Origin of the sequence: Mycobacterium sp. (genome assembly GCF_019243155.1) — a bacterium.
GTDB lineage: Bacteria > Actinomycetota > Actinomycetes > Mycobacteriales > Mycobacteriaceae > Mycobacterium.
In genome coordinates, this window is record NZ_JAFAUS010000043.1 from 1 (window position 1) to 10,534 (window position 10,534).

The 10,534-nt window shown below is 66.0% G+C and carries 10 protein-coding genes and 3 pseudogenes; 5 read left to right on the top strand and 8 right to left on the bottom strand.

Going from position 1 to position 10,534, the window contains the following annotated elements:
- Positions 1 to 118 (top strand): annotated as a pseudogene (locus tag JOZ00_RS02250) (IS481 family transposase); the annotation flags it as partial.
- Here JOZ00_RS02250 and JOZ00_RS02255 read toward each other — a convergent pair.
- Positions 115 to 396, bottom strand: a pseudogene (locus tag JOZ00_RS02255) (TetR family transcriptional regulator); the annotation flags it as partial. The pseudogenes JOZ00_RS02250 and JOZ00_RS02255 overlap by 4 nt on opposite strands.
- Here JOZ00_RS02255 and JOZ00_RS02260 point away from each other — a divergent pair.
- Positions 396 to 632, top strand: a pseudogene (locus tag JOZ00_RS02260) (hypothetical protein); the annotation flags it as partial. The pseudogenes JOZ00_RS02255 and JOZ00_RS02260 sit on opposite strands and share 1 nt — an antisense overlap.
- On the opposite strand, the gene JOZ00_RS02265 reads toward JOZ00_RS02260, so the two are convergent.
- Both JOZ00_RS02265 and JOZ00_RS02270 read right to left on the bottom strand, forming a co-directional pair.
- The gene (locus JOZ00_RS02265; RefSeq protein WP_293339068.1) at positions 561 to 2,723 is read right to left on the bottom strand and encodes a S9 family peptidase; all 2,163 of its coding nucleotides are present in this window, start codon (positions 2,721 to 2,723) and stop codon (positions 561 to 563) included. The pseudogene JOZ00_RS02260 and the gene JOZ00_RS02265 overlap by 72 nt on opposite strands.
- Positions 2,720 to 3,613, bottom strand: coding sequence for a phosphoribosylaminoimidazolesuccinocarboxamide synthase (locus JOZ00_RS02270; RefSeq protein WP_293339071.1), 894 nt, complete (start codon positions 3,611 to 3,613; stop codon positions 2,720 to 2,722). The genes JOZ00_RS02265 and JOZ00_RS02270 overlap by 4 nt, the downstream gene beginning before the upstream one ends.
- A gap of 64 nt (positions 3,614 to 3,677) precedes the next feature.
- Between JOZ00_RS02270 and JOZ00_RS02275 the strand changes: the two genes are divergently transcribed.
- On the top strand, positions 3,678 to 4,298 hold the full coding sequence (locus JOZ00_RS02275) for a hypothetical protein (RefSeq protein WP_293339073.1): 621 nt from the start codon (positions 3,678 to 3,680) through the stop codon (positions 4,296 to 4,298).
- On the opposite strand, the gene JOZ00_RS02280 is transcribed toward JOZ00_RS02275, so the two are convergent.
- The 4 genes from JOZ00_RS02280 to purB all read right to left on the bottom strand — a co-directional run bounded on the left by JOZ00_RS02280 (position 4,295) and on the right by purB (position 7,930).
- Positions 4,295 to 4,615 carry a hypothetical protein gene (locus tag JOZ00_RS02280; protein ID WP_293339076.1) on the bottom strand — a complete coding sequence of 107 codons (321 nt, stop codon included), beginning with the start codon at positions 4,613 to 4,615 and terminating at the stop codon, positions 4,295 to 4,297. The genes JOZ00_RS02275 and JOZ00_RS02280 overlap by 4 nt on opposite strands.
- Positions 4,567 to 5,136, bottom strand: a complete 570-nt coding sequence (locus JOZ00_RS02285; protein ID WP_293339079.1) for a hypothetical protein — start codon at positions 5,134 to 5,136, stop codon at positions 4,567 to 4,569. The genes JOZ00_RS02280 and JOZ00_RS02285 overlap by 49 nt, the downstream gene beginning before the upstream one ends.
- Positions 5,137 to 5,267: 131 nt before the next feature.
- Positions 5,268 to 6,515: a cytochrome P450 gene (locus tag JOZ00_RS02290; RefSeq protein ID WP_293339081.1), complete on the bottom strand. Its 1,248-nt coding sequence runs from the start codon at positions 6,513 to 6,515 to the stop codon at positions 5,268 to 5,270.
- A complete protein-coding gene (purB, locus tag JOZ00_RS02295; RefSeq protein WP_293339083.1) occupies positions 6,512 to 7,930 on the bottom strand; it encodes an adenylosuccinate lyase in 1,419 nt (472 codons plus the stop codon). The genes JOZ00_RS02290 and purB overlap by 4 nt, the downstream gene beginning before the upstream one ends.
- Before the next feature lie 74 nt (positions 7,931 to 8,004).
- Here purB and JOZ00_RS02300 point away from each other — a divergent pair, with 74 nt between their 5' ends.
- A complete protein-coding gene (locus JOZ00_RS02300) occupies positions 8,005 to 8,751 on the top strand; it encodes a DUF429 domain-containing protein (RefSeq protein ID WP_293339085.1) in 747 nt (248 codons plus the stop codon).
- A gap of 5 nt (positions 8,752 to 8,756) precedes the next feature.
- On the opposite strand, the gene JOZ00_RS02305 is transcribed toward JOZ00_RS02300, so the two are convergent.
- Positions 8,757 to 9,392: a TetR family transcriptional regulator gene (locus tag JOZ00_RS02305; protein ID WP_293339089.1), complete on the bottom strand. Its 636-nt coding sequence runs from the start codon at positions 9,390 to 9,392 to the stop codon at positions 8,757 to 8,759.
- A 55-nt stretch (positions 9,393 to 9,447) separates the two neighbouring features.
- On the opposite strand from JOZ00_RS02305, the gene JOZ00_RS02310 reads away from it, so the two are divergent.
- Entirely contained in the window at positions 9,448 to 10,365 is a 918-nt protein-coding gene (locus JOZ00_RS02310) for an alpha/beta hydrolase-fold protein (protein ID WP_293339087.1), read from the top strand.
- The last annotated feature ends 169 nt before the right edge of the window (positions 10,366 to 10,534 follow it).

Genomic DNA, 10,534 nt, shown 5'->3' on the forward strand with positions numbered 1-10,534 from the left:
ACGCTGCGAAGAATTTCCCATCTGGCTACACACCTACAATCACCACCGCGGCCACACCGCACTCGGAGGCCAACCACCCGCCACCCGCGTACCTAACCTCTCAGGTCAGTACAACTAGCCGACGAACAACATCGTCGCGATCCGCCGCACGGTTTCCATCGGGTCGATGGCTCTGACCTGCGCGTTGACGGCCAGGCCGGCGTCCGAGACGTCGAGCAACGACTTGTCGAACATCACCTCGTAGTGGCCGTGGTGGTCGATGGCGAATCGAACATAGGCCAGGGCCGCATCGGTGAAGTCGCCCCGCGCGTCGACGAGGGCCTCGGTCAACAGCTGAAAGCCTTCCGTCGCCAGCGCCCTGAACAGCCCGCGGCGGTCGGCGACATGGTGCGCCGGTCACCGTCACGGGCGCGCTGGAGTTGCTGGGCGCCGCGGGATTGTTAGTCCCGTCGACCCGAGTGGCCGCGGCGCTGTGCCTGATGGCACTGATGCTGGCCATGTTCCCGGCGAATGTCTACGCCGCCAGGATGCCCGATCCGCCCGCGTCGATGACGACGCGACTACCGTTGCGCACTGTCGGCGAGGCCGTCTTCCTGGCCGCCGCCATAACGGTCGCCATCGGCGGTGTCTAGCAGCCAGGCATACTGGAACGCGGCTTCCTGCCACGCCTTGTAGCGGCCGCTGACGCCGCCGTGGCCGGCGTTCATCTGGGTCTTCAACAGAATCGGACTTCCGTCGCCGCTGGTGTGGCGCAGAGCCGCGACCCACTTCGCCGGTTCGACATAGTAGACGCGGGTGTCGTTCAGTGACGTCATTGCCAGGATCGCGGGGTATTTCTTGGCTTCGACGTTCTCATAGGGCGAATACGACTTCATATAGGAGTAGACATCCCTGTCGTCCAACGGGTTTCCCCATTCGTCCCATTCGGTGACGGTCAGCGGCAGCGACGGGTCGAGGATGGTGGTCAGTGGGTCGACGAACGGGACCTGGGCGAGGATTCCGGCGAAGAGTTCCGGGGCCAGGTTGGCAACCGCGCCCACCAGCAAGCCGCCCGCACTGCCCCCCAACGCCACCAGCCGATCGGGCTGGGTGATTTTCTCGTCCACCAAATGCCTTGCCACCGCTACAAAGTCGGTGAAGGTGTTCTTCTTCTCGAGCAGCTTGCCGTGCTCGTACCACAGCCGGCCCATCTCGCCGCCGCCGCGGACGTGGGCGATGGCGAACACCATGCCCCGGTCCAGTAACGACAACCTGGCGATGGAAAAGCTTGGGTCAGTGCAGATTTCGTAGGCACCATAGCCGTACAGCAGTGCGGGTGCCGGGAATTGGACATCCGCGCGGTACACGACGGACACCGGGATCCGGGCGCCGTCGTCCGCAACCGCCCAGTCGCGGCGCTCGACGTAATCGCTGGGCCGGTAGTCGCCCAGCACGGGCTGCTCGCGCAGCAAGATGCGTTCGCCGGTGGCGAGGTCGATGTCGTAAATGCGCGCCGGAACGACCAGCGATCCCGTCCTGATCCGCAGCTTGGGCGCATCCCAGTTCGGATTGCCGGCCAGCCCCGCCGACATCAGCTCCGAGTCGAAAGACACCTCTTCGGGTTCGCCATAGGAGCCGTCGGAATTGAAGCCCCACAACTGGATTCGGGGCAGGGCCGCGCTGCGATAGCTCACCACCAGGTGGCGGGCGAAGGCGTCTACCGCGTCGAGCCGGACATCGTCGCGGTGCGCGATCAGGGTGCGCTGCTGTGTCGGGTCGCTGACCGGGGCCTCGGTCAGCGTGAAGTTCACCGCACCGTCGTTGTGCAGTATCAAGAACCGGTCCTGACCGCCGATGACCGCATGCTCGACCGAGTACTCGATACCTTCGCGCCGCGGCAGAATGACGGTGAACTCCGCCTGCGGGTCGCCGGCCTCGGCGTAGCGCATCTCGGAGGTGATCGAGGAACCCGACGCGATGAGGACGTAGGCCTCGCTGCGGGTGAGCCCGACGCCGAGCCAAAACCGTTCGTCGGCTTCGTGATACACCAGCTCCGACGCCTCACCCGAGCCGACGCGGTAGCGCCAGACCTTGTCGGGCCGGTGTGCCGGGTCCAGGGTCAGGTAGTACACCGTCTGGTTATCGGCGGCCCAGGTCGCTCCGGCACCGATGTCGGCGATCTCATCCGTATACACCTCGCCGGTGCGCAAGTCCTTGAACCGCAACGTATAACGTTCGTCGCCCAAGACATCGACCGAGTAGGCCAGCAGGTGCCCGTCCAGGCTGACCGTGGCGGCACCGAGCGAAAAGAACTCATGGCCTTCGGCTTCGGCATTGGAATCGAGCAGGACCTGCTCGTCCGCGATCTCGGTGTTCTCGTCCAGCGTCGGGGGGTCCCAGTCATCGGGACCGCTTACCGGACAACGGCACTGAACGCGATACTGCTTCCCTTCGTAGGTGCGCGCGTAATACCACCAATCACCCTGCCGGGTGGGCACCGACAGATCGGTTTCCTTGGTGCGCGACTTGATCTCGTCGAAGATCTGCTGCTCCAACGGTTCCAGGTGAGCAGTCATCCGGTCGACGTAATCGTTTTCCGCCTCAAGGTAGGAGATGACCTCCGGATTCGCCTTATCGCGCAGCCATTCATACGGATCGATGAAAACATCTCCGTGATGTTCACGCCGGGTGTCCACGCGCTTGGCGACGGGCGGTTCGAGTGCGCCGTTAGTTGTTTCGGTCATGCGGCAGCACCGATCCAGTCACTGAACCGTAGGCCGGAGATGCGTTCGTAGGCTTCGATATAACGGGAGCGCGTGGCCTCGATGATGTCGTCGGGCAGCGGTGGCGGAGGTTGCGAGCCGTGCCGGTCCCAGCCGGACTCTTCGCTGGTGAGCCAGTTGCGTACGAACTGCTTGTCGAAACTGTTCTGGACCACGCCCTCTTGATAGTCCGCCGCCGGCCAGTATCGCGAGGAATCCGGTGTGAAGATCTCGTCGGCCAGCACCAGGTTGCCGGCGGGGTCGGTGCCGAATTCAAACTTGGTGTCGGCGACGATGATTCCCTTCTTCAGTGTGTGGTCGGCGGCCTGCACGTAGATTTGCACCGTGCGGTCACGCAGCTGGTTGGCGCGGACGGGACCCACCATCTCGATCACCCGGGCGAACGACACGTTCTCGTCGTGGTCACCGAGCGCCGCCTTCGTCGCGGGCGTGAACAACGGCACGGAGAACCGGCTGGCCTCGACCATTCCCGGAGGCAGTGCGATGCCACAGACCGTCCCGCTCGCCTGGTAGTCGAGCAGCCCGGAACCGGTCAGATAACCGCGAGCCACACACTCCACGGGCAGCATTTCCAGCTTGCGCACCACCAGTGCGCGACCGAGGACCTCGTCGGGGATGCGTGGGTCATCCGGTGGCCCGGCCAGATGGTTGGGCGCGTCGACAAGTCCGAAGAAGAAGACGCTCATCGCTGTCAGGATGCGGCCCTTGTCCGGGATGGTGCTGTCCAAGACGTAGTCATACGCCGAGATCCGGTCACTCGCGACCAGCAGCAGGTGTTCGTCGTCGACTTGGTAGATCTCACGGACCTTGCCGCTGGCCAGATGCGGGTAGTCGGACAGTGCGGGGCGCATCCGGTCAGCCTATCGGGCACCTCGAAACGAGACTTGGGTCGGGAGCTGTGCTGGGATCGAAGCTATGACAGCGCGGTTCTTGCCCTATTCCACCAGACCGGGACGGCTGGCGGCCCAGTTGTTCAGCGACTTCGCCGTCGTCATCTGGACGGCGATCTGGCTATTCGTCGGCCTGGCTGTGTACGACGCCATCTCGACCATCGCCGAGGCCGGGCGGCAGGTCGAGAGCGGGGCGCACGGCATCGCAGGCAACCTGGCGTCCGCCGGTCACAGCGCCCAGCACATTCCGTTGGTGGGTGATGACGTCAGCAAGCCGCTGACGTCCGCCAGTCAGGCCGCGCTCGACATCGCGGGCGCGGGCCATGATCTGGATATCACCGCGAGTTGGCTCGCTGTGCTGCTTGCGATGGCGGTCGTCGCGTTGCCGATCCTGATCGCGGTGCTGCCGTGGTTCTTCCTGCGGCTTCGATTCTTTCGGCGGAAATTGACGGTGACCGCGCTGGCCGCGACCCCCGCCGGCGAACAGCTGCTGGCCCTGCGGGCGTTGACCAACCGCCCGCCGCGCAAATTGGTGGCCATCGCCCCGGACCCGGTCGGGGGGTGGCGCCATGAGGACCCCTTCACCATCCGCGCCCTGGCCGCGCTCGAATTACGCTCGGCCGGTATCGCGATTCGCGGATTCTAAAGAGCTCGCGACACAAGCGCAGTAGCCCGGCCACAACGACAATGAGCCACGCGGCCAACGCGTCCGGAGAAGAAGACCAGCGAAACTGTGAGCAGCGCAGCCTTACTGATTTCGGCGGCCATCGCATACGTGGCGGCGGAGTACATGCCCAGCGGGAACACCAGCGACCACCACACCCCGGCGAACTGCAAGAGCTCGGGTCCCTGACTGATCCGGTGCAGGCCGAAGTAAATCAGCGGCACTATCCACACGGTGGCCGCCACCCAGGTCACGACGGTAGCCACCAGCACCGGGTGGGCCAGCCAGTCGGGTGCCACAGCGTGGATCGTTTCGCCGGCCAACGTCGCAATGCCAGACCGCCCATCAGGATCCAGCTGTCGGGCTCGAAACCGGCACGGTCCTGCCTCTCGGCGACTGCGCGCCAGACGATCAGCCAGGTCATCAGTACGTAGATGCACAACGCGGCCACCCATGCCAAGACGGCGACCGCCAGCCACCAGCGCTGGCCGGTGGTCTGCGCGGCTCGGGCGATCACGATCGCCAGGCCAGAGCTTCCCACGCTGCCCAGCTCCCACGCGCCATGGGCGTTGTCGCGCAGCGCCGCCCAGCCGCGCGCCAACATATTTCGTGCGCTGAGCGCGATCAGCACCAGCCAGCACAACAGGGCGACCGCGCCCAGCACCGGCATCACCCGCACGTTGGACGACAACCGGGTGTCGATCACGGCGCACGCCGCCACAAAGGTGAAGAGCCTCAGCATGACATCCGGATCCGTCAGATCCCTGTGCAGCTTTCTCATGCGCGTTGTCACCAGCACGACCAGAAATACCAGAGCCAAAGTGGCAATGACACCCAATGTTTCGCTGATCCGGCGATATCCGTGATCGTGCGCGGCGATCGATTAGATCCCGGTCGCCATCACCGCGGCGAAAACGTCCGGTGTCGGCTCGACGTCGGCGAGCCGGCTGATCACTCTCCTCCGAGGAGTTCCACGACCAGGTGACGGATACCGGTATGCCGATTGCTGCGCGTCCACTCAACCGGCTTGACAACCCGCACCGAGGCGAAGCGCGAGAACAGCTCCTCGTACAGCACCCGCAATTCCAGCCGAGCCAGATTGGCACCCAGGCAATAATGCACTCCCTGGCCGAAACCCAAGTGTGGATTGGGTTTTCGGCCGATATCGAACTCACCTGCCTGGTCGAAGACATCGGCGTCGCGATTCGCCGAGCCCTCCCAAATCTGTATCTTCTGTCCGGCCGCGATCGACTGTCCGCCGAGCGTCACATCGCGTGTCGCGGTGCGTCGCTTCGACGGTGACGGCGATGTCCAGCGGACCATCTCCTCGACCGCCGTCGGTAGCGCAGCGAGATCATCACGCAGCGAATGTAATTGGTCTGGATGCTCGGCCAGCGCCAGCAACCCGCCCGCGACCGCGTTGCGTGTGGTCTCGGCGCCGGCGCTGAACAGCAGGCTGAAGAACAGGTACAGCTCGAGATCCGACAGGGCGGGTGCCTCGGCATCGTCGACCATCGCGTTCGCGACGAGCGACAGCATGTCGTCGGTCGGGTCGACCCGCTTCGACGCGATCAACTGCTGGCCGTAGGTGTACATCCGCGAGCCGGCCTCTTCCACCGACAGCTGCGACAATGTGGCCTTGCGCGAACCGCCGAAGTCGAACTGCGGCTCGATGGCTTCGAACAGCCAATGCCGTTCGGATTCAGGCACTCCCAACAGGATGCAGATCATCTGCATCGGCAGTTCGGCGGCGATGTCGACCAGGAAGTCGAACGGCTCGCCCGGCACCAGCGCGTCCAGCAACCGGCGCGTCCGGGCCCGCAGGTCGTCCTCGACGAGCCGGATCATCCGCGGCGTCAGCCCCGAGCTGACCAGGCGGCGGATCTGCGCATGGCGCGGGTCGTCCATCATGTTGAGTACCTGGCCGGCGATGGCGAGGTCCTGCAGCAGGGTGCCTCCGTAGGGACGCCAGCCGCCGGTCACCGACGAGTACGTCGCCGGATCCTTGAGCACCTCAAGCGTTTCCGCATACGTCGCGACGGACCAGAAGCCCTCGCCGTCGGGAGTGTTGTCGGTGGGCTCGTGCCAGTAGACCGGCGCCTCTCGCCGATGGATGGCGAACAGGTCGTGGGGAAATCCGTTGGCGAAGTTGTCCAGATCGGTGAAATCGATCCGGTCAAGCGCGCCGGCCAAAGTCACAGGATCGCGCCCGGCGTGTATTTCGCGGCATCCGGGTAGCGGCTCACCAGCGCATCCACCATTGACGCAACCTGGTCCACCTGGTCCCCGGCCGCCCCGGTGAACGCCCCCTTGTCGGCTAGCGCGGCATCCAAAGCCGCTCGGTCCAAAGGCAATTGCGGATCGGCGGCCAACCGGTCGAGCAGGTCGGGCTCAGCGCCGCGTTCGCGCATGGCCAGCGCGGTCGCCACCGCGTGCTCTCGGATCACGTGGTGCGCGGCCTCCCGACCCATGCCCGCACGCACCGCGGCGATCAACACCTTGGTGGTGGCCAGGAACGGCAGGTAGCGATCGAGCTCCCGCTGGATCACCGCCGGGTAGGCGCCGAACTCGTCGAGCACCGTCAGGAAGGTCTCGATCTGCCCGTCGACGGCAAAGAAGCTGTCCGGCAAGGCCACTCGGCGTACCACGGAACAGAACACGTCGCCCTCGTTCCACTGGGCGCCCGCCAGTTCGGCGGCCATCGACGCGTAGCCGCGCAGCACCACCTGGAGTCCGTTGACCCGTTCGCAGCTGCGGGTGTTCATCTTGTGCGGCATCGCCGACGAGCCGACCTGCCCTTCGGCGAACCCCTCGGTAACGAGCTCGTGCCCGGCCATCAGCCGAATGGTGTGGGCCATCGACGACGGACCGGCGCCCAGCTGCACCAGCGCCGAAAGCACGTCGTGGTCGAGCGAACGTGGATACACCTGGCCAACGCTGGTCAAAACCGTTGCGAAGCCCAGGAATTCAGCGACGCGACGCTCGAGCTCGGCCAGCTTCGCCGCGTCGCCGTCCAGCAGGTCGAGCATGTCCTGCGAGGTGCCCATCGGCCCCTTGATGCCGCGCAGCGGGTAGCGGTCGATCAGCTCCCGCAGCCTGGTCAGGGCGATCAGCGTTTCCTGTGCCGCCGACGCGAACCTTTTACCCAACGTGGTGGCCTGCGCGGCGACGTTGTGGCTGCGTCCCGCCATCACCAGATCGCGATAGCTCACGGCCCGTTCGGCGAGCCGGGCGGCCACGGCCACCCCGTGGGCGAAGACCAACTCCAGCGACCGTCGTATCTGTAGCTGCTCGACGTTTTCGGTCAGGTCGCGACTCGTCATCCCTTTGTGCACATGCTCGTGGCCGGCGAGGGCGTTGAATTCCTCGATGCGGGCCTTGACGTCGTGGCGCAGCACGCGTTCGCGCGCCGCGATCGATGCCAGGTCGACGTCCTCGAGGACCCGTTCATAGTCGGCAACGGCTTCGGCGGGCACGGCGACACCCAGTTCCGCCTGCGCGCGCAGCACTGCCAACCACAGCCGCCGCTCGGCGACGATTTTGGCCTCCGGGGACCAGATCGCGACCATCTCAGGGCTGGCGTAGCGCGCGGCCAGCACATTCAGAATGCTCACAAACACACAGCTTACGGATCGACCTGTCGCTGTGAGGCGGCACTACAGGCCGCCCCGCCCAATAACCTATGCGGGTGTACTTCGCCGGCGTCGACCTCGCCTGGGCGGGCCGCAACCCGACCGGCATCGCGGTGGTCGACGATGACGGCCTTCTGGTGCACATCGCGGCCGTCCGCGACGATGCCGCGATACTGGCCGAGCTGCAGCCGTACGTGCAGGGCGATTGCCTGGTCGGCTTCGACGCCCCCTTGGTGGTGACCAACCCCACCGGACAGCGGCCGGCCGAAGCCGCATTCAACCGTGACTTCCGTAGGTTCGAGGCCGGCGCGCATCCGGTGAACACCGCAAAGCCGGAGTTTGCCGACGGTTCGCGCGCGGCGCGGCTCGCACGGACCCTGGGCCTTATCATGGACCCTCGGTCGCCGGCCGGGCGGCGCGCGATCGAGGTCTACCCGCATCCCGCGACCGTCGTTCTGTTCCGGCTGGAGCGGACACTCAAATACAAGGCCAAGCCTGGTCGTGACCTCGATCGGCTCAAAACCGAGCTGCTTTTGCTGATGGACGGCATCGAAACGCTCGCAAATGCGGATGTGCCGTTACACGTCGAGGACCATCCAGACTGGGGCGAGCTGCGCCGCCAGGTGGTCACCGCCGAACGCAAGAGCGAGCTTCGCCGCGTCGAGGACCCCGTCGACGCCGTTGTCTGCGCCTACGTGGCGTTATTTTCTGTCCGCCGCCCGGCCGCCGTGACAATCTACGGCGACTTTGCCACGGGATACATCGTGACGCCGTCGCTGCCGTCCGACCCGGCCCGCCTGTAAGAGCGTCAGATCTGCACGGGCCGGGTGTCGATCGGCGCCAGCACGTCGATGAGATCGACCACCGCCCCCAGCGCCGCCGCATGGGGATCGCGGCCCTCGACCAGAGCGGAGACGACCGAACCGTCCACCGCGGAGATCAGGGTGCACACCAGTTCGATCTGCACCGACCGCCCCGAGCGCTCGATGGCCTCCGCGACCGCTTCGGCGCGCTGACGCAGGCTGCGACGCATGGTTTCGCGCAGCGCCGGCAATCGGGTGCACGCGATGTGCCGCTCGTACCGCGATATCAGTTGTTCGGTGAGACCCGGGCCGGAGACGTCCCCGACCAGCAGGTCCGCCAACACCTCGGCGATCGTCTCGGGTCCGCGACGCCGCCGGGAAAGTTGCGTGACGCGCGAACGTAGTTGTGCCACCTCAATCATCGCGATGTGTTCGACGGCGCGTGCCATCAAATCGTCGAGCGAAGAGAAGTAGTAAGTCGTGGACGCCAGCGGGAGTCCGGCACGCCGGGCGACCGCCCGGTGGCGCACCGCTTCGAATCCGCCTTCGTCCAGCAGCTCGGCGGCCGCGCTGACGAGCGCATACCGTCGACGTTCTCCTTTCGGAGTAACTGCTGCTGTCACGAGTAGCCATCGTGCCAGTCAAAGTGGTACTACATTGCCATTTCGCGCAAACGGCCCACCGAACGAACATGGCATGATTGCCCGCATGCCCGACTTGAGCCGCCGCGCCGTGCTTGGTCTCGGCGCCGGTGCGGCCGTCGGCGCTGTCGGCACGTATGCGCTGGACATTCTGTTCAAGCCCCGCACTTCTCAAGCCATGCCGGTGAAGCCCGCCAGCACCCAGGCGCCGTTGGCCCCGGGCCCGCCAGCACCACTCGAACCCGCTCCCTCGGCCGCGCCCGCGCCAACCATGGTGACCGGCTCCTTCGTCTCAGCGGCGCGCGGAGGCGCCAATACCAATTGGGCGATCGCGCGCCCGCCGGGCCAGACCAAACCACTGCGACCGGTGATCGCGCTGCACGGCAAAGGCAGTGATGCGGCCACGGTGATGGCCGGCGGCGTCGAGCAGGGTCTGGCGCAGGCCGTCAACGCGGGACTGCCCCCGTTCGCGGTGGTCGCGGTCGACGGCGGCGGCGGCTATTGGCACAAGCGGGCTTCCGGCGAGGACAGCGGTGCCATGGTGCTCGACGAGCTCATCCCGATGCTGGGCAGCCAGAACCTGGACACCTCGCGCGTGGCGTTCCTCGGGTGGTCGATGGGAGGCTACGGCGCACTGCTGCTCGGCGGCCGCCTGGGCGCAGCGCGCACCGCGGCGATCTGCGCTGTGAGTCCGGCACTGTGGATGTCCTCCGGCGCGACCGCTCCCGGGGCGTTCGACGGGGCCGACGACTTCGCCGCCAACTCGGTGTTCGGAATGCCGGCGCTGGCGTCGATTCCGATCCGGGTGGATTGCGGCGACAGCGATCCTTTTTACGCTGCGACAAAGCAGTTCATCGCTCAACTGCCCAATCCGCCGGCCGGCGGTTTCTCACCGGGTGGGCACAACGCGGAGTTTTGGAGCTCACAACTGCCGGCTGAACTGACATGGATGGCCCCGCTCCTGACGGCCTGAGCGCTACGCTCGCGACGTGAGCACGCCTTTCGGTTGGAGCCTCCCCTACGCCTGGCCGCGCAAGCCGATCCTTGCGCAAAACGTTGTGTGCACATCGCAACCGCTGGCCGCCCAGGCAGGTCTTCGCATGCTCGCCGAAGGCGGCAGCGCGGTGGACGCGGCCATCGCC

What these genes read in the sequence shown, in the direction of transcription:
- JOZ00_RS02310 (WP_293339087.1), top strand. Translation starts at nt 9,448, where the DNA reads ATGATTGCCCGCATGCCCGACTTGAGCCGCCGCGCCGTGCTTGGTCTC.
- JOZ00_RS02275 (WP_293339073.1), top strand. Translation starts at nt 3,678, where the DNA reads ATGACAGCGCGGTTCTTGCCCTATTCCACCAGACCGGGACGGCTGGCG.
- JOZ00_RS02265 (WP_293339068.1), bottom strand. Translation starts at nt 2,723, where the DNA reads ATGACCGAAACAACTAACGGCGCACTCGAACCGCCCGTCGCCAAGCGC.
- JOZ00_RS02270 (WP_293339071.1), bottom strand. Translation starts at nt 3,613, where the DNA reads ATGCGCCCCGCACTGTCCGACTACCCGCATCTGGCCAGCGGCAAGGTC.